Raw genomic sequence first — 23,118 nt, 5'->3', positions numbered from 1 at the left:
CAAATATGACAGAGCAATTGCTTATCAGCTTCTGATGAGCGCTGCAATAAATCAGAGTTTCAGGTAGTTGGTAGCGATTTCAGGGTAAAACCTGACTTTTTAAGAAAATCACATTAACCGAACGACGTCCTGAAAAGACTAACCAACACTTTGTCAGCACTTTCGACACTTTTAACACCACATAGACGACAAATTAGCACCTTAAAATTTTTCAGAAAACCACATGACTTTTTCTTCTTTTACATTTATCTAACCGTTTAAGGCATACGAAAAAACACTAAAAAACCCCACCCAGCAAGCACTCACTTTCAATAAAAAGCCCTACATTAATGCGTTCATTCGACTTTAAACAGGCTAAAAAGCTGAAAAAACAAAAAAGCTCCTTTTCAGGAGCTTCATTTTTGGCTAAAAAATACCACCGACCTGTCAGACGCCGATGTCTTCGTTCCAAAGTTCCGGCCTGGCAGAGATAAAATCCTGCATCATGTTAACGCAGCGTTCGTCATCTACAACGACGACGTCAACACCCCGGCTCTTAAGCAAGGCTTCTTCTCCCATGAAAGTGCGGTTCTCACCTACAATAACCTTGGGTATACCATAGAGTAAGATGGCACCGGAACACATAGAGCAGGGCGACAAGGTGGTATACAAAACGCTATTCTGGTAAACGCTGGCAGGTTGTCGCCCGGCATTTTCCAGGGCGTCCATTTCACCGTGCAAAGTGCAACTACCCTTTTGTACCCGCTGATTGTGGCCGCGGCCAATCACTTTTCCATCATGCACAATAACAGAACCGATGGGGATGCCCCCTTTTTCTAACCCGGCTTTTGCTTCAAGAATGGCTTCATCTAAAAACCTGTCCATTTATTCTCCTCTCATCTCAAGAATGTCTGCAATGTCTAAACGCTTGTCATTTAGTAACGTCTGCAGCAGCACTAATATATTCTTCACATCAAACAAGGCATTGTGTTTGTGCCCCGATAATGGTTTACCCACAAATGCGGCCAACTCACCGCTAATACAATCTTTAAAATCCAGATTTAATGTCAACAACTGACTTTTCAGATCAACAAAATGCGGCTTTTGATGGTCCCAGGTCAAATGATTAATTCTGAAATTTTCCATCAGCACCTGCTGATCTGGTCCCCAGGAAAAGCAAGGCAAACTGGCATTTTCGGTAAATTCATAAAACAGTTCGGCACAGGAAACAAAATCGACACCATGATCATCCAGCACACTTTGTTGGATCCCCGTTAACTGCTGAATATAGTCACTCAGCTGTGGATTTTTTAGTGGCTTAACCAGCACGTTGAAGGAGGCCACTGTCTTCAGTTGTTGGTTATCGATGGTCACTTTGATGGCAGCCAACTGGATAATCTCACGCGCCTCCCCCTCACCTGACCATTGCCGCTGTTTTGAACCGGGCCATGCTGTGAATTCAGTATCGTAAATGATTAACGCTGCCATGTGCTGAGCCTGTTATCTTTGATCCAGGCTCTATTAATAGCAAATCTTTACCCCAGAAGCAGGCATAATTATTTACAGCGCTGCTTGACCTTAGATCCACAAATGCCTATAACAGTGTTTCGCAATCAGATACGAGCCTATTGCTCATTGCCTGAACAGAGTAAATGTAGATTACCAAAACTCACTGGATCAGGCCGGTGGCAACGCCACCCGTAATTTACATGTTTCGCCCAACAGGCCCATGTAACTCATTCATCTAAGCAAAGGTCGATATACGCAAATTAATTATGTCAGTTAAACACCCAATTATTGCCATTACCGGTTCATCCGGCGCCGGCACCACGACCACCACCAATGCCGTGAGACACATCTTTCGGAATCTGAATATAAATGCGGCAATGGTATCTGGCGACAGCTACCACCGTTTTACACGCCCGGAAATGGAAGTGGAAATCAGAAAGACCCAGGAACAAGGTCGTCATATCAGCTATTTTGGTCCCAGAACCAACGACTTTGAAATGTTAGAAAAAACGTTCAAAGAATACGGTGAAACGGGCCAGGGCAAAAGTCGCCAGTATCTGCATACCTTTGACGAAGCGGTTCCTTTCAATCAGATGCCGGGTACCTTTACCCCCTGGCAGGATTTGCCAGAAAACACAGATTGTCTGTTTTATGAAGGATTGCATGGCGGTGTCGTAACCGAAGAGATCAATGTTGCCCGTCAGGTGGACCTATTGGTTGGCATGGTCCCCATAGTCAACCTGGAGTGGATCCAGAAGATTGTACGTGACACCTCAGAACGAGGCCACAGCCGCGAAGCTGTGATGGGCAGTATCGTGCGCAGCATGGAAGATTACTTTCGCTTTATCACCCCGCAATTTAGTCAGACTCACATAAATTTTCAACGGGTGCCCACAGTGGATACTTCCAACCCCTTTAGCCACAGAACGATTCCTTCTTCTGACGAGAGCTTTGTGGTGGTGCGTTTCCGACGGGAAATGAAGAATGTAGACTTTCCATTCTTGTTACAAATGATTGATGGCGCTTTTATGTCTCGTATCAATACCCTGGTGGTGCCCGGTGGTAAAATGGGTTTAGCCATGGAATTAATTCTCACGCCGCTTATCGAAGAAATTATGGACAAAAAGCGTCGTTCCAGTTTTCAGATGGACTGGGTTGCCGACAATTAGCGCAATTAACGTACACCGGGCCTGTTACAATTTAAATGACCGCAGGTCATTAAGCCTCTACTGTAACAATTAGAAACACTTTCAGCCCTCTGCTTACAATCCCAACGGTTTATTTTTAGCCCAGTTCACCTATATTGTTGATAAGTGCAAACAACAATTGGAAGCATCATGGGACAAGAAACCCCGAAAATTTTGGTGGTAGATGATGACATGCGGTTACGCAGTCTTTTAGAGCGCTACCTGGTGGAGCAAGGCTATCAGGTAAGAAGTGCAGCTAATTCTGAGCAAATGGATCGTTTTCTGGAAAGAGAAAATTTCCACCTGATGGTGCTGGACCTGATGCTACCTGGCGAAGATGGCCTGTCGATTTGTCGTCGACTTCGTCAAAAAGAGAACAAACTGCCAATCGTCATGCTCACCGCAAAAGGCGATGAAGTAGACCGCATTATCGGGCTGGAAATGGGCGCCGATGATTATCTACCCAAGCCCTTTAACCCCAGAGAGTTGCTGGCCCGCATTAAAGCCGTGCTAAGACGCAATGCCAGTGAGGCACCCGGAGCGCCTTCCAGAGAAGAACAGGTGGTATCGTTTGGTCAATACAGTCTGAACTTAGGCACGCGGGAAATGCTGGCAAATGGCGAAGCCATCACGCTGACCAGCGGTGAGTTTGCGGTATTAAAAGCGCTGGTAACACACCCCCGCGAACCACTTTCTCGCGACAAGTTAATGAATCTAGCCCGTGGCCGTGACTACAGTGCTCTGGAGCGTAGTATCGACGTGCAGGTATCCAGACTAAGACGCATGCTTGAGGAAGACCCGGCCAATCCACGTTATATTCAAACGGTTTGGGGATTGGGTTATGTATTTGTGCCCGATGGTGACAGTGCTCCGGCGGCTGCGAATCAATAAGTTAACCGGGTTCTGCTGAACCCGGTCCGCAAAGAAGTTCTCATGCGCATAAAACCACAAAGTGCTTTTGGTCAAACAGTGTTGCTCATAGGCGTACTGCTGTTGATCAACCAGGTCGTGTCTTATTTATCAGTCACTTATTACTTTATCGGTCCCAGTTTTAAGCAAATCAACAGTCTGCTGGCCACTCAGATCAAAGTGTTATTTATTGATGGTATGGACCATCGCGATCCCATTTTTCATCAGCGCTTTTTTGAAGCCACCGGCATTCGCATTTACAGTGAAGAGCGCGCACTGGAAAACGGCCTGAACGACGCCACTTACTATCAGTTCTTTACCCGTGAAATGTCTCAGGAGTTGGGCGGACCAGCCGAAGTGCGGGTCAGAGTTACTGAGGAAGGACAAAACATTTTTTGGATCCAGCCGCCACAGGCACCCAATTTCTGGATCACCGTGCCCCTGAGCAGTGTTAATGATCCCAACATTTCACCACTGACCTTCTTTTTAATGGTTATTGGGGTACTGAGTGTGGCCGGGGGTTGGCTGTTTGTGCGGCGTCTGAACCGGCCCTTACTGGCATTACAAAAAGCCGCGATAAAAGTGGGTAAAGGCGACATCCCTCCACCGTTAGCGGAGGAAGGATCAACGGAAATCATCGCCGTTACCCAGGCGTTTAACCAGATGGCCAAGGGCATTAAACAACTGGAAGACGACAGAGCACTACTAACCGCCGGTATCTCCCACGACCTGCGTACCCCGCTCACCCGCATTCGCATCGCCACAGAGATGTTGCCACAGGACCAGGACTGGATATCAGAAGGCATCATCCATGATATTGAAGACATGAACGATATTATTGATCAGTTTATTGATTACGTGCGCCAGGACAAATCGGAAAAACGCGAACCGACCGATATCAACGAATTGATTAATGATGCGGTGCTGGCCAGAAATATTGAAGAGCATCACAATATTGAGCTTCAGCTATCTGAACTACCGCTAATTTTGGTGCGTAAAGTGGCCATCAAGCGGGTACTGGATAACCTGATTGAAAACGCCTTTCGCTATGGCAGCGATAATATTTTGATCAGTTCAGAGTTCAGTAAGAAAACGCAAACCGTCACGTTTTGCGTCAGAGACTTTGGTAAAGGTATCCCCGATGCCGACATTGAGGATCTGTTCCAACCTTTCAAGCAAGGTGACAAAGCCCGGGGCTCTCTGGGTTCGGGGTTGGGACTGGCCATTATCAAGCGCATCGTGGATATGCATGGCGGCAAGGTGCGCCTGGAAAATCATCCGCAGGGTGGCTTGCAGGCCATTGTAACCCTGTCCACAAAAAAATAAGCCCGGTAGATACCGGGCCTTGTCTGTTGTACAGTCTGTTATAGTTTTGGACCGGCATTTCTGATGGCGTCTGACACCTCATACTTGTCAAAGTTTGCAGTGAATTCAGCAATCAGTTTTTCCAGATACTTTTGATACTCAGCCTGATCCTGCCAGGTTTGCTGCGGATCCAGCAACTTGCTGTCAACACCGGGCACCGCGACAGGAATGTCCAGACCCAGTTGCGACAGACGACGGGTTTCAACACCGTCTAACTGACCTTCGACAATTGCCGTAATAATGGCCCGTGTGGTGGGAATATCGAAACGTTGACCTACGCCATATGGACCACCTGTCCAACCGGTATTGACCAGGTACACCTTACTGTTAAATTCCCGTACCCGCTTCATCAACAGCTCAGCATACACGCTTGCCGGACGGGGGAAGAACGGCGCACCAAAACAGGTGGAAAATGTGGATTCGATGGCTGCCGTTGAGCCGATTTCGGTAGAACCGACTTTGGCGGTATAACCACTCAAAAAGTGATAAGCCGCTGCCTCATCAGAAAGCACAGACACAGGCGGTAACACACCACTGACATCACAAGTTAAAAACACCACAGAGCGCGGTTCACCGGCACGGTTTTCCGGCTTGCGCTTTTCGATGTGTTGTAACGGATAGGCAGCACGGGAGTTCTGGGTTAAGTCAGTGTTGGCATAATCAGGTACGCGGTTTTTATCCAGGTGGACATTTTCTAAAATGGTGCCGAACTTAATGGCATTCCAGATCACCGGCTCTTTTTCTTTAGACAAATCAATACACTTGGCATAACAACCCCCTTCAAGGTTGAATACACTGCCTTTCGCCCAACCGTGTTCATCATCACCGATGAGGAATCTGGCCGGATCGGCGGAAAGGGTTGTTTTACCAGTTCCTGACAAACCAAAGAACAAGGTTACACTGTCATCCGTTCCGACGTTTGCAGAACAGTGCATGGGTAAAATATCGTGCTCCGGCAGCAGGTAGTTTTGCACCGAGAACATGGCTTTTTTCATTTCACCGGCATAGCGCATCCCCGCCAACAACACTTTTTGTTGTTTGAAATTGATCATTACCGCACCGTCACTATTGGTGCCATCAACAGCCGGATCACACTTAAGGCCAGGAACATTGATGATTTGCCACGGTGTTTTCGCGTGTATATTCCACTGCTCTGGTACTATAAATAAATTGCGGGCGAATAGCTGTTGCCAGGCGGTTTCTGTGCGCACCACTACCGGTAAACTAAATTGTTGGTCTGCACCAACTTCCAGATGCGAAGCGTAATAGTGCTTCTGTTGTAACAAATACTGCTCTGCCTTGTCCCATAAGGCATCAAAAACGGCCTCATCTACCGGTTTATTGACTTTACCCCAATCAATGTTTTGTTCAGTGCTGGACTCTTTTACCAAAAAGCGATCGTTAGGAGAGCGACCAGTGCGTTCCCCGGTTTTTACGACAAAGGCGCCGTTTGCTGCAAACTGACCTTCGCCCGCCAGCATGGCGCGCTCCAGAAGTTCAGATGGAGTTAAGTCGATAAGTTGATTTTTCGGGGATGCCGTCATTTTTTGTTTGCCTCTGAGTAAACTTTCAGGATGAACTACACTTTAAAAACCGGCGCAATTCTACTCAATTCAGGCGCTTAAACAAGTCGCCAGCCCATAGAAGTACCACAGAGCTGACTAAACTTTCATATTTACTGTATTTATATTTCAAATAAGCCTACAAAATAAACCAACTGAAAAACCGTAGATTATTGTTTTAAAAGGAGTTAGCGGAACTGTAACCTGAGCTGAAAGTCTGAATGGCAAATTTCAGAAAAATGGAATGAATAAGTATTTTTTTTAAGGATGTTTGAAAAATTGTGAGATGTTGGGGCGGGTTATGTCAACTTTATGCTACAAACCGCCCAAAACCCGACGTTCTTGATGAATATAGGAACTTACTGAATGGCCTGCGACTGTTCAAAAGTGCCGGCGTGAATAGCCTCCACATCCATCGCATCATAAAGATACACGGAGTGACAAAACTGGCAATTCATCTTTATCTGGCCCTGCTCTTCAATCAGGCTCAGTAGTTCTTGCTTATCCACGCTTTTCAGGGCAAGTGCACTTTTCAACTTACTACAGGTACATTTGAATTGTACCGGTTGAGGCTCAAACAGGCGTACCGCTTCTTCGTGGAACAAGCGATGCAATACCTGCTCAAAAGGTAACCCGGTCAGTTCTTCTGTTTTCAGGGTTTCCGCCAGTTTAGTCAGATGTTCAAACTCTGCGTTATCTTTATTCACTGAGCTTTCCGCCGAGTCAGGGATCACCTGTAAAAATAAACCAGCAGCTTGTCGGCTGTTGCTATCTACTCTGAGTTCAATATGGGTGGGCAGCTGTTCCGACTGCACAAAATACGCCTCCAGGCATTGCGCTAATGTGGGTTTATCAATGGCCACTATTCCCTGATAACGCTGACCATTTTCCGGCGTTATAGTGATGGTAAAAATACCCCCTTTGAAAATATCCACAAAACCAGGTTGCAGGGGTTCTTCCTGCCAGCGCGCAATGCCACGCATTTCCTGCCGGTCACTGGCGGTTACCAGCGCATATTTTACGGCGCCATTACCCTGCACCTGCAAACTCACTTCACCTTTGATTTTCAGGGTCGCCACCAACATGGAAGCTGCCACCGCCATTTCTCCTAACACAACCTGCACCGATTCCGGGTACGGCTGTGCGGACAATAAGGCGTCAAAGGTGTCAGATAATCTGACTATCTCACCGCGCACATTGATGTTGTCAAATAAAAATCGTTGTATTTGGTCCATGAAGGGCTCCAATAGCAAACACGTTAGGGCTTTAGTTTAGCTGTGTTTCAGTTTAATAATGTCGCGCCGCTGCTTTTTGTCAGGGCGATGATCCGGTCGCGGACTATGGAACGCGTTGAGTTTTCTGGCTGCAGCATTTTGTGCACGCTTCTCAGCACTCAGTTGGGTTTCCTCGTAAAGTCGTTGCGCCAGTGGTGCCGATAGCCGTTGTTCTGAGACGCGTAAAACAGTAATGATCTTTTCGTCGTAGCCCTGTGGTACTTTGATCAAAGCCCCTGGCTCCACGATTTTGCCCGGCTTCGCTTTGGCCCCGTTATAATGAACCTTCCCGGCATTGATATTGTCTCTGGCAATGCTTCGGGTCTTAAAGAAACGGGCTGCCCATAACCATTTATCCAACCTGACGGCGGCTTCCTGATTGTCCTGATGCTGGGTTTTGTTACTGTTTTTTTGCATAGCTTCCTAATTTAGGGCCTGAGGGTATGAATTCAAGTAAAATATAGGGGTTTATTCAGTCTGTATTTAGACAAGTTGCATAAACTGCTACAAACACATCATTTTCGGATGACCCGGGTATTAATTTTTTTGTAATTAATCGCAATTAGAGTTGTACGGCTTTAAGCGACTGACTATGATGGTCCCCCGAAATAAAAGCTCAATAAGAATTAAACGCCCTATAAAGAGCCTAAAGCAACGAAATTTTTAAATGGCAACAGCACAGATAACGACAGACCAGCTATGGTCAATTTGGCAAAAGCATCAAAAAACCATTAATTTATTGGTAGTGATCCTGCTCAGTATTTATTTGCTTGCCTATGCGGCTGAGCTTTTCTGGCGTCTGTTTCCTGAACCAGAATCAGATCATTCTCAGGTTGCCGTCACACAGCTCAATAGCAGCAACAGCAAAAAACAACAAACCAACATTGATGCCATTAAACGTCTTAAATTGTTTGGAGACCCAGGCGCAGTAAAAGAAGAAGTTAAACAGGTGGTACAGGATGCCCCTGAAACACAGCTGAATCTGACCCTGACTGGCCTGGTAGCCAGTACCGAAGAACAAGACGGTGCAGCCATTATTGAAAATCGCGGTGAACAAAACACCTATGGTATCGGTGAGAAAGTCGATGGCACCCGGGCGGTAGTCAAAGAAGTGATGCCGGATCGCATCATCATAGACAACGGTGGTCGCATGGAGACCCTGATGCTGGATGGCCATGATTTTAAACAGGCCTCTGCCACAGTGAAATCCGCCGGCCAGATACGTCAGGGGCCGGTGAACGCGCCACAAGACAGACTGAGAAAGCCAGCAATACAAACCTTTGACAAAAGTACCGCTGATGCGGCAAGAGCCTTGCGCGAATCTCCCACTAAATTTACTGATTTCATTGCTATCCAGCCTCACCGGGAAGAAGGCAAAATTGCCGGATATAAGGTGAACCCAGGAAAAGATCCGGCGTTGTTTGAAGCTGCCGGTTTACAAGCAAATGATATCCTGACTGAAATTAATGGCCTGGACCTCACCGACATACAACAGTCGATGGAAGCAATGAAAATGCTGCGTTCTGCCGAGTTTTTACAAATTAAGCTGTCCAGAGACGGGGCAGTCACCACACTTGATCTTGAACTACCCGCCTCTGCCGGAAACTAAAAAAGGAAAGACTTATGAGGAAATTTCGTCCGCTGATAAAAGGCCTGCTGGCTGCTTCTATCGCGTCTATGATAGCCCTCAATTCTCCGGCGTTTGCCGCAGAATATTCGCCAAACTTTAAAGGTACAGAAATTACCGAGTTTATTAATATTGTCGGTAAAAATCTGCAAAAGACCATCATAGTCGATCCTAACGTGCGGGGTAAAATCACCGTTCGCAGTTACGATCTGTTAAGCGAAGATCAGTATTATCAGTTTTTCCTGAACGTGCTACAGGTCTACGGTTTTGCGGTGGTGGAAATGCCCAGCGGCGTACTAAAAGTAGTACGGGATAAAGATGCCAAGTCCTCTAACATTCCGGTTGTTGATGGTCAGTTGTTCGACGGCGACGAAATGATCACCCGGGTTGTGCCGGTTTACAGCGTACCGGTAAGAGAATTAGCGCCCATTTTACGACAACTCAACGACCAGGCAGGTGGCGGTAACGTCATCAGTCACGACCCATCAAACGTGATGATGATCACCGGTCGTGCGGCGGTGGTGAATCGCCTCACTGAGATTATTGAACGGGTAGACAAAGCCGGTGACCGGGAAGTTGAAATCGTTAAATTACGCTTCGCCTCCGCCAGTGAAATGGTGCGCATTTTAGAAAGCATCAACAATTCCCAGGGCAAAGGCACAACGCCGGATAACCTGGAGCCGAAAGTAGTTGCCGATGACCGCACCAACAGCGTTATCGTCAGCGGTGACATTAAAGCCAGAAAGCGCATTATTACTCTTATTAACCGGCTGGATAAAGAACTGGAATCCAACGGTAATACCCGCGTTATTTTCCTCAAGTATGCCAAAGCGGAAGACCTGGTTAACGTATTACAGGGTGTCAGTGCCAGTATTGCTCAGGAAGAACAGGGCACACAAAACAATCGCAACGCCCGTCGCAACTCCTCAAGAGACGTCAGCATCGATGCTCACATGGATTCGAACTCACTGGTTATCACTGCTGAACCAGACATGATGTCATCACTGGAAGAAGTGATTCGCCAGTTGGATGTGCGTCGTGCTCAGGTACAGGTAGAAGCCATTATCGTAGAAGTCTTTGAAGGCGACGGCACAACTCTGGGTATTCAGTGGGCCACAGAAGCCGGCGGCGGTCAGCAATTTACCAATGGGGTTGTCCCCATCGGTTCGTTGGCTGTGGGTTACGATCAGGCTCAGGATCGTACTACCACGACCACAACCACCAATACCAATGTCACCGACGGAACACCGATTGTGGTTAACAGCACCTCAACTGAGCAGGGCGACCCTTCGTTGTTAGCGAATCTGTTAGGCACAGTAAACGGCTTTTTAGTGGGGGCAGTAGAAGACGACTGGGGCGCAGTACTTCAGGCTGTCAGCACTGATACCAACTCAAACATTCTGGCCACGCCACACCTGACCACCATGGACAATGAAGAAGCCTTCTTTATCGTGGGTCAGGAAGTGCCCATCATTACCGGTTCTTCCACCGGTTCTAATAATGCCAACCCATTCCAGACAGTAGAACGAAAGGAAGTGGGTATTAAACTCAAGGTGACACCGCAAATTAACGAAGGTAACGCCGTGCAGTTAGTCATTGAACAGGAAGTATCCAGCGTCAGTGGTGCCACGTCGGTAGATATCTCTATCAACAAACGTGAGATCAAGACCACCGTGATGGCCGATGATGGCGGCACGATTGTTCTGGGTGGCCTGATTGACGAAGACGTGCAGGAGAGTATTTCGAAAGTGCCACTGCTGGGTGATATCCCTTACCTGGGTAATATTTTTAAATCCACCACCACCAGCAAGCGCAAGCGCAACCTGATGGTGTTTATTCGTCCCACCATCATTCGCGATGGTATTACCATGAATAAGATCAGTCACAAGAAATACAACTTCATTCGCGCAGAACAAATCAAGCGCGAAGAAGAAGGCGTTGCTTTGATGCCATTTACCGATACGCCAACGCTACCGGAATGGAATGACGAACTGGCTCTGCCACCTTCTTTTGAAGAATATTTAAAAGAAAAGAACAAGAAAGATTAATCCATGAGTGAAGAGCTTATTGCGGAACAATTAGAAGCGGAAGAGCAGGCTCTTTCGCCGGAGGAACAGGCGCAACTTCCTTCGCAACTGAGTTTTGGCTTTTCCAAGCGACATCGGGTACTGTTGGACAGCATTGCTGTACCCGCTCAGCTGTACCACACCGCTGACACTGCACTGAGTGCATTTCAGGAAGTACGTCGCTTTTTAGGTGCCCCCTTCGAATTGCAGGAAGTGGATAACGATCGCTTTGAAAAACTGCTTACCGATGCATTCCAGCGCGACACTTCCGCAGCCAAACAACTGATGGAAGACATCGGCAATGAAAGCGACCTGTTTTCGTTGGCCGAAGAGCTACCTGAAACCGAAGATTTGCTGGAAAGCGAAGATGATGCGCCCATTATCAAACTGATTAATGCCATGCTGGGTGAAGCTATCAAAGAAGGTGCGTCCGATATCCACGTCGAAACCTTTGAAACTCAGTTAACGGTGCGCTTTCGGGTGGATGGCGTATTGCGGGAGATTCTCAAACCCAACCGTAAACTGGCTTCTATGCTGGTGTCCCGTATAAAGGTTATGGCCAAGCTGGATATCGCCGAAAAACGGGTACCGCAAGACGGTCGTATTACCTTGCGCATTGCCGGGCGTGCCGTGGATGTGCGGGTCAGTACTATGCCCACCGGACACGGTGAACGCGTGGTACTGCGTTTGTTAGACAAGAACAACGCCCGCCTGAATCTGGAAGATCTGGGTATGACCCAGGCCAACCGGGATAAGTTTTCCGATCTTATTCGCAAACCTCACGGCATCATCCTGGTTACAGGCCCAACAGGTTCCGGTAAGAGTACCACCTTGTATGCCGGTCTTAGCGAAATTAACTCCAAAGATCGCAACATACTGACGGTAGAAGACCCCATCGAATTTGATTTACCCGGGATCGGCCAGACCCAGGTAAACAGCAAAGTAGACATGACCTTCGCCCGTGGCCTGAGAGCGATTTTGCGCCAGGACCCTGATGTGGTGATGGTAGGTGAGATACGGGACCTGGAAACCGCACAAATTGGTGTACAGGCCAGTTTAACCGGCCACCTGGTGATGTCGACCTTGCACACCAATACAGCCGCAGGTGCCATTACTCGTCTGGAAGATATGGGCATAGAGCCGTTTCTGTTGTCTTCCAGTTTATTGGCGGTACTGTCGCAACGCCTGGTGAGAACCTTGTGTGAAGATTGCCGGGTACCACACCATCCTACCAGTCAGGAATTGCACATTTTGGGCATTTCTGAAGAACAGTTAGAACAACATAATGTTTATGCCGCTGGCGGCTGTGTGGCCTGTAATCATACCGGTTACAAAGGAAGAACAGGTATTCATGAATTGTTGCTGGTAGACGAAAACATCCGTGAACTGGTACACAATGGTCACGGTGAACAGGCCATCGAAAAATACATTCGCAAATCCACCCCCAGCATCAGAGAAGATGGTTGCCGCAAAGTATTACAGGGCGCAACGACACTGGAAGAAGTGTTACGCGTAACAAGGGAAGAATAAATGGCGGCCTATTCCTACAAAGCCATTGATGCCAACGGGCGCAATAAAAGCGGTATTCTGGAAGGTGACAACGCCCGCCAGATTCGCTCACAATTGCGGGAAAAAGGGTTAATTCCACTGGAAGTGGGACAAGCCGCAGAAAAGGAACAGAAGCTGTCCAAAGGACTGCAACTGTTTCAGCCCAAAATATCCCCCAGCGATCTCGCTTTGCTAACCCGCCAGTTGGCCACCCTGGTTGAATCGGCGTTACCCCTGGAAGAAGCGTTACTGGCGGTAGCGGAACAATGCGAAAAGCCGCGTCAGAAAAACATGATGATGGCGGTGCGCAGCAAAGTGGTAGAAGGTCACTCACTGGCAGACGCCATGGCTGAATTTCCCTATGTATTCGACCAACTTTTTCGGGCTATGGTGGCAGCAGGGGAAAAATCCGGCCACCTGGATACCGTCCTGAATCGTCTGGCTGACTATACCGAGAAAAAACAACATACCCGCAGCATCATTATTCAGGCCATGGTTTATCCCACTATCATGGTGGTGGTGGCACTGGTGATCGTCACCCTGTTGCTGACCTACGTAGTACCGAAAATTGTCGGTCAGTTTGACACCATGGGTCAGGATCTGCCCGGTGTAACCCAGTTTTTGATCAACCTGAGTGACTGGGTTAAAGCCTATATATTCCACACCATAGGGCTTATTCTGGTGAGCATTATACTGTTTAAGCACCTGATGAAAAAAGACGCCTTCAGGCTGCAGGTTCACCGACGCATGTTGTCTTTTCCGGTGTTTGGCAAGGTGATCAAAGGACTGAATACCAGCCGCTTTGCCAGTACCCTAAGTATTTTAACTGCCAGTGCTGTGCCCATTCTGGAGGGCATGCGTATTTCCGGTCAGGTACTGCTCAACGATTATATTAAAAAGCTGATTTTAGAAGCCGCGGAAATGGTGCAGGAAGGTTCCAGCCTGAAAGTGGCTCTGGGCAAAACCAAAGTATTCCCCCCTATGATGATGCACATGATTGCATCAGGCGAAAAAAGTGGTGAATTACAACAAATGCTTGGCAGAGCCGCCAACAATCAGGACAGGGAGTTTGAAATGCAGGTGAGTGCCGCCCTCAGTATTTTAAGTCCCATGTTGATACTGGTGATGGCGGGCATTGTATTTTTTATCGTAATTGCAATTTTGCTACCTATAGTGTCGCTAAATTCGATTGTGTAACAGGAGTAAGAACATTGAAAAACAAAGGTTTTAGTTTAATCGAAGTTATGGTGGTCATTCTGATCATCGGTATTATGACTGCCATTATTGCCCCGAATATTCTGGGTAATACCGAAGAGGCCAAACTGAAAAAGGCCGCCATTGATATCCAGCAACTGGAAAGTGCACTGGAGATGTATAAATTACGCAATAATGTTTTCCCATCTACAGAGCAAGGGCTGGAAGCCCTGGTCACGGCCTCAAACATTGAGCCGGTACCGCGCAACTTCCCCACTGATGGATTTATCAAACGTTTACCGCAGGACCCCTGGGGCAATGATTACCAGTTACTGAATCCCGGTGAAATGGGCACCATTGATATTTTCAGCAATGGTCCTGACGGCCAACCAGGCAGCGACGACGATATCGGCAACTGGAACATCAACGATTTCCTGAACTAAGCAACTTATGCAGGCTGCAATCACCTCAATGCGAAAAAACACTAACGGCTTTAGCCTGATTGAAGTGATGGTGGTGCTGTTTATGATTGGCCTGTCAGTCGCGGTTGTGGTGTTGAATTATTCCGGCAACGACCTAGACAAAGAGCTACAAAAGAAAGCCAGGCGCTTTCAAATAGTATTCGATATGGCCTCTGATTACGCGGTACTCAATCAGGTGCAACTGGGTTTGCGAATAGAGCCGGAAAAGAATCAGTATTTTTTCATGTTCCTCAATGACGAAGATAAGTGGCGTCCGATTCAGGGAGAAGACCTCTTCGCAGTGCAGGAATTTGAGCAGGAGTATTCGCTGGAGCTGGAACTGGACGACCTCCCCTGGGTACAGGAAGACAGTCTGTTCGATGCCGGTATTTTTGATGAAGAATTATCAGTCTCAGATGAAAGTACTGAAATTGGCAAAGAAGAAGAGCAGGAACCTGAGCCACCTCAGGTATTTATTTTCTCCAGCGGTGACTTTACGCCCTTTAGCCTGATATTTAAATTTGAACCTCAGTTTGGCGATGCCTTTCCGGTGTATTTCCGGGTAAACGGTGAAGAGTACACGCCACTGATTGTTGAAGGCCCGTTGGACTCACTATGAACAACAAAGGCTTAACACTGCTGGAAGTGATGGTGGCACTGTTTATTTTTGCCCTAACCGCGACTTCAATCATGAAAGCGGCCAGTGAACACATTCGCGGCATCAGTACCCTGGAAGATATAACCATGGCCACCTGGGTTGCCAATAACGAACTCAACAAGTTAGTCACCGAACGTCGCTGGCCGCCAGAGAACAACCTCAAAGGCAACACCGAACTGGCTGGCAGAACCTGGTATTATCAATACCTGGTGTCCGAAACCCAGGATAAAGAGTTTCGTCAGGTAGAAGTCGTGGTGGCCCAGGACCAGCAAATGGAATCGGTGATCACCTCAGTTATTACCTATATTGCCAACCCCTCACCGGCACCTGTGGGGTAGCCCGGTGCGTATTCACTCTGGTTTTACCTTACTGGAAATCCTCATCGCCTTGTTTGTATTTACACTCATTGGGCTGGCCTCCCACAGCGTGTTGAACACAGTGCTGGACACCGACCAGTTATCCGGCGAGCGGTTTGATAAATTGCGGGATTTGCAGCGGGCAATGACCATTATTGAACGCGATCTGCAACAAGCGGTTGAGCGGAAAATCAGAATTGAAGGTGAATCCAGCGATATCGTTATAAGTGGTGGACTCAATGCCTTTGAAAGTGATGCTGACGGCCTGGCATTTGTCAGAGCCGGTTGGGCAAACCCAAAGCTGGTGCTACCAAGAAGCACGCTGCAAACCGTCGGGTATCGCCTGCAGGGTGACGAATTACAGCGGGTGTACAGCAACTATGTGGATAATGTCATAGGTGCAGAGCCCAAAGTACGGGTACTACTGCAAGACATAGAAGATCTGCAGTTCCAGTTTCGGATATCCAGAGAAAAAGCCAGTGACGATAACAATAATCAATGGCAGGACACCTATACCGGCTCACAACTCCCCTACGCCATCACGATCGAAATTGTCAGCACCGAGTTTGGTTTAATCCGCCGGGAATTTTCACTGGCCACCGGACTGGGGGTCCCTTAATGAATCAGCAAAAAGGCGTCGCTTTAATCGTGGTTTTACTGGTGGTAGCCCTGGTTTCTATCAGCGCCGCTGATATGGGCTCACGCCTGCAGTTACAGGTTAAGCGCAGCATCAGCCTGAAGGACAATAACCAGGCCTTTTGGTACGCCGTCGCAGCAGAGCAGTTTGCACAAAAAACTCTGGCTCAACTGATTCTGGAAGGCAATGATACTATTCATATTAATGAACCCTGGGCACAACAGGATATTCAGTTCCCTGTAGAAGGTGGCATGATTGAAGCCACACTGGAAGATCTGCAATCCTGCTTTAACCTCAACGCGCTGCAGGACCAGTCCGGTAACAGCTCAGGTAATAACAATCAAACAGAAATTCGCAATGCCTTTTTAAACCTGCTCAATACCCAGGCGTTTAATATCCCGTCGCTGAACCAGGAAACCCTGCGGGACTCTCTGGTGGACTGGCTGGACGATGACAGTATATTGAGCGGGAATTACGGCGCAGAGGATTCAGATTACGAATCTTTGCTGCATCCCTATCTGGCAGCCAATAGCCTGATGGCCTCCAAGTCTGAACTGCGCCTGGTAAAAGGGGTGGAAATGGCCTGGTTACACAAAATTATGCCGCTGGTGTGCGTGATCCCGGGAGAGACCGCCCTGAAGCTTAATGTCAATACGCTGACGGCTGAAAAAGCACCACTGTTGGCCGCTATGACCGGTTTAGATGTGTCCACTGCAGAAAGCGTTATTAGCGGTATCCCTTTTGCCGACAAAAACGCTTTTTTAGCGGATCCGGCAGTGAATAACATGAACCTGACGGACCAACAAAAAGAGCTGTTTGACGTGACAACGCGATTTTTTATACTGCACGTTAAAACTACGTATAATAACGCCACATTTAAAATGTCATCAGTTTTCAAAGTGGCATCAGATAACAGTGTACACCTAGTCAGACGCGAGTTTGGAGGAAAACTTTAATGGAAAAACTGGTCATTCGCCTGCCGGGCATGCCAGACAGTCAGATCAACTGGTTAGTCTGGTCTGCCGACGAACAAGAGATCATCGCCTCGGGTGTGCTGGATAACCTGGAACAGATTTCCTCTTTGCCAGAGCGCACCGGTAAAGATGAAGCCATTCTGATTGTGCCAGGTAGTGAGATCACCCTGAAAACCGTTACTTTACCGGGTAAAGCCAGCCGCAAATTACTCAGCGCAGTTCCCTTTATGCTGGAAGATGAGTTGTCACAGGACGTTGAAAAGCTGTTTTTCGCCTGGCATAAACAAACCGAAAAAGCCCAACAGGTGGCCATAGTCAGCAAAGCCAAAATGCAATTCTGGCTGGATACTTTGCAAGATGCCGGATTACACTGCGACAAAATCGTACCGGATACCCTGTGCCTGCCAGTTCCCGAAGAAAACTGGCATGCCTTATCGCTGGGAGATGAGGTGATCATTCGTCAGGCCGAGTGGCAAGGTATCACAGGAGAAGCTCACTGGTTGTCAGCAGCCATTGAACTATTTGCCAAAAAACAAGAACAGAAAGTCTCAATAGAATTCAGTAGTGACCCCACCCTGCACAACCTGGCTAATATCGAGATAACCTATCAGGCGGGTCCGTTGCCTATGCAAACCTTGGCACAGCAGGCGGTTGCCAGCTCGTTCAATTTACGGCAGGAACAGTACAAAGCCAAAAAACGCGGCAAAAAAACCACCAGCCAATGGCGCCTGGCGGCCGTATTGGCCGGCGTTGCCATACTAACCACCTTTGTAGACAAAGGCATTCAGGCCACCCAACTGAGCAATCAAAATGACGCCCTGAAGGAGCAAATAGAGGCCGAATTTAAGCGCGCATTTCCAGAAACCCGTCGCATTGTGAATGTCAGAAGCCAGATGAAACAAAAAATGGACGCGTTGGATCAAAATAGCAGCGGAGTTTCCATGTTGGCGATGATGTCGGTGCTGGAGCAGGCCTTTGCCAGTAGTCAAATCAAGCCACAAACAATGCGCTTTGATCGCAGTCGCTCTGAGATCCGCATGCAGGCTGTCGCCGACGGTTACGAATCATTAGAAACCTTCAAACGTCTGGCCGAACAGCAGGGATTTACCGTGGAACAAGGTGCCATAAACAACCGTGATGATCAGGTTGTTGGTTCTTTGGCCATCAGAAGTTAACGGGCCAGAAAATATGAAATATCTCAATGAACTCAAACAGCGCTTTCAGCAACTGACTGAACGCGAGCAAAAAATGGTACTAATCTCAGCGGTTGTGGTATTGGTGGGTGGCATCTACTTTTTTATCTATGCCCCCATGCAGGCCAGTATTGAAAAGAACAGCGCTTCGCTGAACGCCCAAAAAGAACTGCTGACCTGGGTAAGTCATAATGCCAATCGCGCTATTCAGCTCAGACAATCCGGGGGAGAAGGCGAGCAGTTCAATGGCTCCTTGCCTCAGGCCGTTAATCAGACGGCGAATAACAGCAACATCAGTATTTCCAGGATGCAACCGCAGGGCGACGATATTCAGGTATGGATCGACAATGCTCGCTTTGAGGATGTACTCAATTGGCTACAATCACTGGAACACATGGGTGTCCAAATCATTGAGGCGGATATTGCAGAAGGCGACAGTGTCGGCAATGTCAAAATACGCCGCCTCAGACTCAGCAAAGTATAATCGTAAAGGGCTATGAAAAAACAACTCAGTATTACGCTCGCCGCTATTGGTCTTTTTCTCTTTTTTTTAGTGGCTAATCTGCCCGCCAGTCAGGTGATAGCCAGGGTGACACTCCCCAAAGAAGTCAGTGTCATTGGGGTCAGTGGCACCTTGTGGGCAGGCCATGCCGATCAGGTGATAGTGCAAGGGCTGGCCCTGTCCAACGTAAACTGGGATTTGGCCTTTTTGCCATTGCTGCTGGGTAAAGCAACAGTGCACATAGATGCAGGCAGTGCCCGTGACAGTGATCAAATTTCGCTGCAGGGTGATATCACACTTACGCCTTCAGGAATAAGCGCCCAGAACACCACATTATTTGCCCCGACACCTCTGTTAATGGCTCAGGTACAGTTACCTATCGCCGTCGATGCGGCCGGTCGGGCGCGGGTGCAAGTTGAAACCTTCAGCTACCACAAGGAAACCGGTTGCCAGTCTCTCAAAGGCACAGGCAGTTGGTTAAACGCGGGGGTTGCTGGTTTTAATGGTCAGGTTAATCTGGGGAACTTTGAGGCAACACTGGAATGTGATCAGGGGCCGATTAAAATCACCACCAGGCCCGATAATTCGCTGAATCTTGCAGCCGCAACACTGATTCATCACAATGGTAAGTTCAGTGTCGAAGGACAATTTAAGGTATCCGACGCCCTTCCCAGAGAAGTGCACGATGCCGCTAAATTTTTCGGAGCACCGGACGAACAAGGGTTTTATCAGATAAAATTGTAACCTAATTCAAAGTGGCGGCCTGAATATCCGCAATGATGTCCCGGTAGTCGCTGATGGATTCAAAATCCGTGACTTTCACAGCTGGCTTTTTACTATCCGGGTTTGCAACGGCAAGTAAGTGCTTAATACCAAACCTTTTGGCCGTTGCCAGAATCCCCAGGCTGTCATCCACAAATAAGGTTCTGTCGCTGTCGAATCCAATTTCCGACTGCAGTTTTTGCCACAAGCTCAGAGATTCTTTTGTGACACCAAATTGATGGGTGGAATACAAAACATCAATGTGTTTATCCAGCTGAGTTTTTTCAATTTTCAGGGACAGAGAATCCGGATGTGCGTTGGTCACCAGAAAGACTTTTCGTCCGGTATTTTTCAGGGCATCCAGAAAGGGAATTGCATCGGGACGCATTGAGATCAGATGCTCAATTTCCCGTTTTGCCTCCACAATATTCATATCCAGTTTTCTTGCCCACACATCCAGGCAATACCAGTCCAGCGTACCGAATACTTTTTGATATTCATCGCTCAGAAACTGCTGTGCCTGCTCATAGGAAATGCCGCGTTTTTGTGACAATCGCAGGGGCAAATGATGCAACCAAAACTGATTGTCATAGTGCAAATCCAGTAATGTACCGTCCATGTCTAATAAAACGGTGTCGATTTCCTTCCAATGTAACGTAGGCATTTGAATTTATAAGCGTTATAGTATGGTTTTGACATATTGTAACGCGGCACCAGAGTGAGTAAACCAGATTCTGAGAAACAACTACCTGTCATCCATGATCGGGAAATCGTAGCTCGGAGTCGGCTATTCCGGCTCGAACAAGTTCACCTGGAATTCTCCAACGGCGAAAAACGCGTATTTGAACGCATGGCAGGCTCAGGCAAAGGAGCTGTCATGATTGTGCCCATGATAGATGACAAACGCTTCCTGTTGGTCAGAGAATACGCTGCCGGACTCCACGAATATCAACTGGGCTTTCCGAAAGGACTGATCGACCCCGGAGAAACGCCTGTACAGGCCGCAAACAGAGAGCTAAAAGAAGAAGTCGGCTATGGTGCTGATCGGCTCGAATCACTCTCTACGGTTACCATGGCCCCGACCTTTTTCAGTGCCCACATGCATATCATGCTGGGCAGTGGTCTTTATCCTGAAAAACTACCTGGTGATGAACCAGAACCCTTAGAAGTTGTAGAGTGGTCATTTGATGACATGGACGCCTTACTGGCCCGCTCTGATTTTACCGAAGCCCGATGTATCGCAGCCCTGATGCTGGCTCACAGGAGGTTATTGCAAAACAGATGAATCCCTATCAAGAATTACTCAATATCGCTAAAGCCGCGGCACTCGAGGCCGGCGCTGAAATTATGCAAATTTACGACAGCGGTGACTTCACCAGCTACAGTAAATCCGACGACTCGCCGGTGACCACCGCAGACTATAAAGCCAATGAGATCATTACCCGCTACCTGGATCAGCATGCACCGGATATTCCCATTATGTCGGAAGAGAGTAAGCATGAATCGCTGGAAGTACGCAAGCGCTGGCAACGGTACTGGCTCATCGACCCTATCGATGGTACCCAGGAATTTATCGCCCGAAGCGGTGACTTTGCCATTAACATTGCGCTGATCGAAAACAACGAGCCTGCCATTGGCGTAATTTACTGGCCCGTAGGTGAAACCCTGTATTTTGCCAGCAAGGGCCATGGCGCATTTAAAGAAAGTCCGAACGAAGACAAGCAGATTTGGGTCCGTCAGTTAGACGATCCTCAAAATGGTGAAGTACTGGTGGCCATCAGCCGCAGACAACCCCGTGACAGGGTTATGTCCCGTATGACCAAAGACAGAATCTACAGCACTATCCCCCTGGGTAGCTGCTCACTGAAGTCCTGTTTTATTGCCGAAGGCAAAGCGGATGTGTTTTTGCGCATCGGCATTACCGGTGAATGGGATACCGGTGCCCCACAATGTATTGTTACCGAAGCAGGCGGCAAAGTATTAGCTGCAGATTTTGAACCATTAACCTACAATCAACGAACAAGTCTTATCAACCCGGATTTTGTGGTACTAGGCGACCAACGGGTAGATTGGGAACAAATAGTCTTGTATCAACTGGTGAGTAAAAATGATGAATAAACTACTGATTACCCTCTTATTTTTTAGCAGCACAAGTTTCGCTGGCTGGCAATTAGACCGCGACAATTCCAACATCAATTTCGTATCCACGAAACAAACTCACATCCAGGAAATTCACCAGATAACCGAATTTGAAGTTGAACTGAAAAGTAACTCAAAACTGGTACTCAACATGGATTTAAGTTCGGTAGAAACCGCCATTCCAATTCGTAATGAGCGAATGAAAGCCATGTTGTTTGATGTCGCCAATTTTCGATATGCTACCTTAACAGTGGCATTACCACAGGGAATTGATGACTTCACCAGCACTACAGTAGTAAACGCAGAAGGCACCTTAAGCCTGCATGGCAAATCCCAACCTGTGCAGTTGTCGCTGTTGTTAACCCCTACTGACACCAGTATTACAGGCACATTGCTGCAACCGCTGATTATTAATGCTGCGGACTATGACTTAGTGCCCGGCATTGAAGCATTGCGTGAAGTGGCGGGGTTAAAATCTATTGCCAATGCCATTCCTGTGTCCGGCAATATCGTATTACACAAGAAATAGAACAGGATAAGCAAGCAAGGCCTTCAGGAACCCTGTCAGCAATGGAGCTGAATCAGATAACCTTGCCGGTAAATGACATGGCAAAAGCGGTGGACTTTTACCGGTTATTGGGTTGTCAGCTTATCGTAGATACGCCCCACTACGCACGTTTCGCGGCTCCTGATGGCGACAGCAGCTTTTCCCTGTCCCTGGAAGAAGAAACATTCTCAAATGGCGCAATAATGTATTTTGAGCATGAGCAACTGGACACACTCTATGCTGAACTTTGCCAACGTGGTCTTACCTTTGACCAACCTCCGACAGAGCAGCGTTATTTGTGGAAAGAAGCGGTACTCCATGACCCTTCGGGCAACAAGATCAAGTTGTATTGGGCGGGTGAAAATCGTCTGAATCCGCCCTGGCGGGTAAGTGCTCAGGGTTAGCAGTCTTGCCGGTATTGCGCTTCCATCAGAGACAAACTATCACGACTCACAATATCGAAACTCTCTTCCAGTTCAGAATAAACAATCACAGCTTCCCCGGATTTTAAGCGAGCCAGTACCTGCTCAACTTTAGCCTGCAGTGAAACCTCCTGCTCTCCGTAATCCGTACCTTCCCTTAATACAAAACCTGAAACCAGGTTACGCAGACTTTCTTCCGGTATTTCATTGAGCGGCACTACGACAGACATTACTAATTCCAACTATC

The 23,118-nt window shown here is 47.8% G+C and carries 26 protein-coding genes; 19 read left to right on the top strand and 7 right to left on the bottom strand.

All coding sequences use genetic code 11. From position 1 onward, the window contains the following. Positions 1 to 426: 426 nt before the first annotated feature. Entirely contained in the window at positions 427 to 864 is a 438-nt protein-coding gene (locus LJ740_RS14110) for a nucleoside deaminase (RefSeq protein WP_229529752.1), read from the bottom strand. After that, positions 865 to 1,467, bottom strand: coding sequence for a 3'-5' exonuclease (locus tag LJ740_RS14105; RefSeq protein WP_229529751.1), 603 nt, complete (start codon positions 1,465 to 1,467; stop codon positions 865 to 867). Between the two features lie 287 nt (positions 1,468 to 1,754). Here LJ740_RS14105 and LJ740_RS14100 point away from each other — a divergent pair, with 287 nt between their 5' ends. The 3 genes from LJ740_RS14100 to envZ all read left to right on the top strand — a co-directional run bounded on the left by LJ740_RS14100 (position 1,755) and on the right by envZ (position 4,910). After that, a complete protein-coding gene (locus tag LJ740_RS14100; RefSeq protein ID WP_229529750.1) occupies positions 1,755 to 2,657 on the top strand; it encodes a phosphoribulokinase in 903 nt (300 codons plus the stop codon). A 168-nt stretch (positions 2,658 to 2,825) separates the two neighbouring features. After that, the gene (gene ompR / locus LJ740_RS14095) at positions 2,826 to 3,566 is read left to right on the top strand and encodes an osmolarity response regulator transcription factor OmpR (RefSeq protein WP_229529749.1); all 741 of its coding nucleotides are present in this window, start codon (positions 2,826 to 2,828) and stop codon (positions 3,564 to 3,566) included. A gap of 42 nt (positions 3,567 to 3,608) precedes the next feature. After that, positions 3,609 to 4,910 (top strand): two-component system sensor histidine kinase EnvZ, encoded by a 1,302-nt coding sequence (gene envZ, locus LJ740_RS14090; protein ID WP_229529748.1) that lies wholly within the window; start codon positions 3,609 to 3,611, stop codon positions 4,908 to 4,910. Between the two features lie 38 nt (positions 4,911 to 4,948). Here envZ and LJ740_RS14085 read toward each other — a convergent pair whose 3' ends face one another. From LJ740_RS14085 to hslR, 3 genes are all read right to left on the bottom strand, one after another. Further along, entirely contained in the window at positions 4,949 to 6,493 is a 1,545-nt protein-coding gene (locus LJ740_RS14085) for a phosphoenolpyruvate carboxykinase (protein ID WP_229529747.1), read from the bottom strand. A 377-nt stretch (positions 6,494 to 6,870) separates the two neighbouring features. Beyond that, positions 6,871 to 7,746: an Hsp33 family molecular chaperone HslO gene (gene hslO, locus LJ740_RS14080; protein ID WP_229529746.1), complete on the bottom strand. Its 876-nt coding sequence runs from the start codon at positions 7,744 to 7,746 to the stop codon at positions 6,871 to 6,873. Positions 7,747 to 7,782: 36 nt separating this feature from the next. After that, the gene (hslR, locus tag LJ740_RS14075; protein WP_229529745.1) at positions 7,783 to 8,202 is read right to left on the bottom strand and encodes a ribosome-associated heat shock protein Hsp15; all 420 of its coding nucleotides are present in this window, start codon (positions 8,200 to 8,202) and stop codon (positions 7,783 to 7,785) included. Positions 8,203 to 8,452: 250 nt separating this feature from the next. Here hslR and gspC point away from each other — a divergent pair, with 250 nt between their 5' ends. From gspC to LJ740_RS14015, 12 genes are all read left to right on the top strand, one after another. Continuing rightward, complete coding sequence (gene gspC, locus LJ740_RS14070) at positions 8,453 to 9,394, top strand: type II secretion system protein GspC (protein WP_229529744.1); 942 nt, start codon at positions 8,453 to 8,455, stop codon at positions 9,392 to 9,394. A 68-nt stretch (positions 9,395 to 9,462) separates the two neighbouring features. Then, the gene (gene gspD, locus LJ740_RS14065; protein ID WP_229530170.1) at positions 9,463 to 11,460 is read left to right on the top strand and encodes a type II secretion system secretin GspD; all 1,998 of its coding nucleotides are present in this window, start codon (positions 9,463 to 9,465) and stop codon (positions 11,458 to 11,460) included. A gap of 3 nt (positions 11,461 to 11,463) precedes the next feature. After that, positions 11,464 to 13,008, top strand: coding sequence for a type II secretion system ATPase GspE (gene gspE, locus LJ740_RS14060; RefSeq protein WP_229529743.1), 1,545 nt, complete (start codon positions 11,464 to 11,466; stop codon positions 13,006 to 13,008). Continuing rightward, a complete protein-coding gene (gene gspF / locus LJ740_RS14055) occupies positions 13,009 to 14,223 on the top strand; it encodes a type II secretion system inner membrane protein GspF (protein ID WP_229529742.1) in 1,215 nt (404 codons plus the stop codon). Positions 14,224 to 14,237: 14 nt separating this feature from the next. Continuing rightward, on the top strand, positions 14,238 to 14,663 hold the full coding sequence (gspG, locus tag LJ740_RS14050) for a type II secretion system major pseudopilin GspG (RefSeq protein ID WP_267498292.1): 426 nt from the start codon (positions 14,238 to 14,240) through the stop codon (positions 14,661 to 14,663). Positions 14,664 to 14,691: 28 nt separating this feature from the next. After that, positions 14,692 to 15,300, top strand: coding sequence for a type II secretion system minor pseudopilin GspH (gspH, locus tag LJ740_RS14045; RefSeq protein ID WP_229529741.1), 609 nt, complete (start codon positions 14,692 to 14,694; stop codon positions 15,298 to 15,300). After that, positions 15,297 to 15,677 (top strand): type II secretion system minor pseudopilin GspI, encoded by a 381-nt coding sequence (gene gspI, locus LJ740_RS14040; protein ID WP_229529740.1) that lies wholly within the window; start codon positions 15,297 to 15,299, stop codon positions 15,675 to 15,677. Before gspH ends, gspI begins: the two co-directional genes overlap by 4 nt. Before the next feature lie 10 nt (positions 15,678 to 15,687). Further along, positions 15,688 to 16,314 (top strand): type II secretion system minor pseudopilin GspJ, encoded by a 627-nt coding sequence (gspJ, locus tag LJ740_RS14035; protein ID WP_229530168.1) that lies wholly within the window; start codon positions 15,688 to 15,690, stop codon positions 16,312 to 16,314. Then, on the top strand, positions 16,314 to 17,288 hold the full coding sequence (gene gspK, locus LJ740_RS14030; protein ID WP_229529739.1) for a type II secretion system minor pseudopilin GspK: 975 nt from the start codon (positions 16,314 to 16,316) through the stop codon (positions 17,286 to 17,288). Before gspJ ends, gspK begins: the two co-directional genes overlap by 1 nt. After that, complete coding sequence (gene gspL, locus LJ740_RS14025; RefSeq protein ID WP_229529738.1) at positions 17,288 to 18,481, top strand: type II secretion system protein GspL; 1,194 nt, start codon at positions 17,288 to 17,290, stop codon at positions 18,479 to 18,481. The genes gspK and gspL overlap by 1 nt, the downstream gene beginning before the upstream one ends. 13 nt (positions 18,482 to 18,494) lie before the next feature. Further along, positions 18,495 to 18,983, top strand: a complete 489-nt coding sequence (gene gspM / locus LJ740_RS14020; protein WP_229529737.1) for a type II secretion system protein GspM — start codon at positions 18,495 to 18,497, stop codon at positions 18,981 to 18,983. Between the two features lie 12 nt (positions 18,984 to 18,995). After that, on the top strand, positions 18,996 to 19,745 hold the full coding sequence (locus tag LJ740_RS14015) for a type II secretion system protein N (RefSeq protein ID WP_229529736.1): 750 nt from the start codon (positions 18,996 to 18,998) through the stop codon (positions 19,743 to 19,745). 1 nt (position 19,746) lies between these two features. Here the strand turns inward: LJ740_RS14015 and yrfG are convergent, their stop codons facing one another. Then, positions 19,747 to 20,427 carry a GMP/IMP nucleotidase gene (yrfG, locus tag LJ740_RS14010; protein ID WP_229529735.1) on the bottom strand — a complete coding sequence of 227 codons (681 nt, stop codon included), beginning with the start codon at positions 20,425 to 20,427 and terminating at the stop codon, positions 19,747 to 19,749. Positions 20,428 to 20,481: 54 nt separating this feature from the next. Here yrfG and nudE point away from each other — a divergent pair, with 54 nt between their 5' ends. Genes nudE through LJ740_RS13990 form a run of 4 tightly spaced genes read left to right on the top strand, consistent with a single transcriptional unit; the run spans position 20,482 to position 22,853 of the window. Beyond that, a complete protein-coding gene (gene nudE / locus LJ740_RS14005) occupies positions 20,482 to 21,048 on the top strand; it encodes an ADP compounds hydrolase NudE (protein ID WP_229529734.1) in 567 nt (188 codons plus the stop codon). Continuing rightward, on the top strand, positions 21,045 to 21,881 hold the full coding sequence (gene cysQ, locus LJ740_RS14000) for a 3'(2'),5'-bisphosphate nucleotidase CysQ (RefSeq protein ID WP_229529733.1): 837 nt from the start codon (positions 21,045 to 21,047) through the stop codon (positions 21,879 to 21,881). Before nudE ends, cysQ begins: the two co-directional genes overlap by 4 nt. Continuing rightward, positions 21,871 to 22,431, top strand: a complete 561-nt coding sequence (locus LJ740_RS13995) for a YceI family protein (RefSeq protein ID WP_229529732.1) — start codon at positions 21,871 to 21,873, stop codon at positions 22,429 to 22,431. The genes cysQ and LJ740_RS13995 overlap by 11 nt, the downstream gene beginning before the upstream one ends. A 41-nt stretch (positions 22,432 to 22,472) precedes the next feature. After that, positions 22,473 to 22,853, top strand: coding sequence for a VOC family protein (locus LJ740_RS13990; RefSeq protein WP_229529731.1), 381 nt, complete (start codon positions 22,473 to 22,475; stop codon positions 22,851 to 22,853). Here LJ740_RS13990 and LJ740_RS13985 read toward each other — a convergent pair. After that, positions 22,850 to 23,101 (bottom strand): YheU family protein, encoded by a 252-nt coding sequence (locus LJ740_RS13985; RefSeq protein ID WP_229529730.1) that lies wholly within the window; start codon positions 23,099 to 23,101, stop codon positions 22,850 to 22,852. The two genes, LJ740_RS13990 and LJ740_RS13985, sit on opposite strands and share 4 nt — an antisense overlap. Positions 23,102 to 23,118: the final 17 nt, after the last annotated feature.

The organism is Planctobacterium marinum (assembly GCF_020687805.1).
Classification (GTDB): domain Bacteria; phylum Pseudomonadota; class Gammaproteobacteria; order Enterobacterales; family Alteromonadaceae; genus Planctobacterium; species Planctobacterium marinum.
Note: the sequence above shows the minus strand (reverse complement) of the source record. Positions and strands in the feature narration are given on the sequence as shown.

Excerpts from the sequence above, each read along its gene's own strand:
- LJ740_RS14110 (WP_229529752.1), bottom strand. The coding sequence starts at position 864 with ATGGACAGGTTTTTAGATGAAGCCATTCTTGAAGCAAAAGCCGGGTTA.
- LJ740_RS14105 (WP_229529751.1), bottom strand. The coding sequence starts at position 1,467 with ATGGCAGCGTTAATCATTTACGATACTGAATTCACAGCATGGCCCGGT.
- LJ740_RS14100 (WP_229529750.1), top strand. The coding sequence starts at position 1,755 with ATGTCAGTTAAACACCCAATTATTGCCATTACCGGTTCATCCGGCGCC.
- ompR (WP_229529749.1), top strand. The coding sequence starts at position 2,826 with ATGGGACAAGAAACCCCGAAAATTTTGGTGGTAGATGATGACATGCGG.
- envZ (WP_229529748.1), top strand. The coding sequence starts at position 3,609 with ATGCGCATAAAACCACAAAGTGCTTTTGGTCAAACAGTGTTGCTCATA.
- LJ740_RS14085 (WP_229529747.1), bottom strand. The coding sequence starts at position 6,493 with ATGACGGCATCCCCGAAAAATCAACTTATCGACTTAACTCCATCTGAA.
- hslO (WP_229529746.1), bottom strand. The coding sequence starts at position 7,746 with ATGGACCAAATACAACGATTTTTATTTGACAACATCAATGTGCGCGGT.
- hslR (WP_229529745.1), bottom strand. The coding sequence starts at position 8,202 with ATGCAAAAAAACAGTAACAAAACCCAGCATCAGGACAATCAGGAAGCC.
- gspC (WP_229529744.1), top strand. The coding sequence starts at position 8,453 with ATGGCAACAGCACAGATAACGACAGACCAGCTATGGTCAATTTGGCAA.
- gspD (WP_229530170.1), top strand. The coding sequence starts at position 9,463 with ATGATAGCCCTCAATTCTCCGGCGTTTGCCGCAGAATATTCGCCAAAC.
- gspE (WP_229529743.1), top strand. The coding sequence starts at position 11,464 with ATGAGTGAAGAGCTTATTGCGGAACAATTAGAAGCGGAAGAGCAGGCT.
- gspF (WP_229529742.1), top strand. The coding sequence starts at position 13,009 with ATGGCGGCCTATTCCTACAAAGCCATTGATGCCAACGGGCGCAATAAA.
- gspH (WP_229529741.1), top strand. The coding sequence starts at position 14,692 with ATGCGAAAAAACACTAACGGCTTTAGCCTGATTGAAGTGATGGTGGTG.
- gspI (WP_229529740.1), top strand. The coding sequence starts at position 15,297 with ATGAACAACAAAGGCTTAACACTGCTGGAAGTGATGGTGGCACTGTTT.
- gspK (WP_229529739.1), top strand. The coding sequence starts at position 16,314 with ATGAATCAGCAAAAAGGCGTCGCTTTAATCGTGGTTTTACTGGTGGTA.
- gspL (WP_229529738.1), top strand. The coding sequence starts at position 17,288 with ATGGAAAAACTGGTCATTCGCCTGCCGGGCATGCCAGACAGTCAGATC.
- gspM (WP_229529737.1), top strand. The coding sequence starts at position 18,495 with ATGAAATATCTCAATGAACTCAAACAGCGCTTTCAGCAACTGACTGAA.
- LJ740_RS14015 (WP_229529736.1), top strand. The coding sequence starts at position 18,996 with ATGAAAAAACAACTCAGTATTACGCTCGCCGCTATTGGTCTTTTTCTC.
- yrfG (WP_229529735.1), bottom strand. The coding sequence starts at position 20,427 with ATGCCTACGTTACATTGGAAGGAAATCGACACCGTTTTATTAGACATG.
- cysQ (WP_229529733.1), top strand. The coding sequence starts at position 21,045 with ATGAATCCCTATCAAGAATTACTCAATATCGCTAAAGCCGCGGCACTC.
- LJ740_RS13995 (WP_229529732.1), top strand. The coding sequence starts at position 21,871 with ATGATGAATAAACTACTGATTACCCTCTTATTTTTTAGCAGCACAAGT.
- LJ740_RS13990 (WP_229529731.1), top strand. The coding sequence starts at position 22,473 with ATGGAGCTGAATCAGATAACCTTGCCGGTAAATGACATGGCAAAAGCG.
- LJ740_RS13985 (WP_229529730.1), bottom strand. The coding sequence starts at position 23,101 with ATGTCTGTCGTAGTGCCGCTCAATGAAATACCGGAAGAAAGTCTGCGT.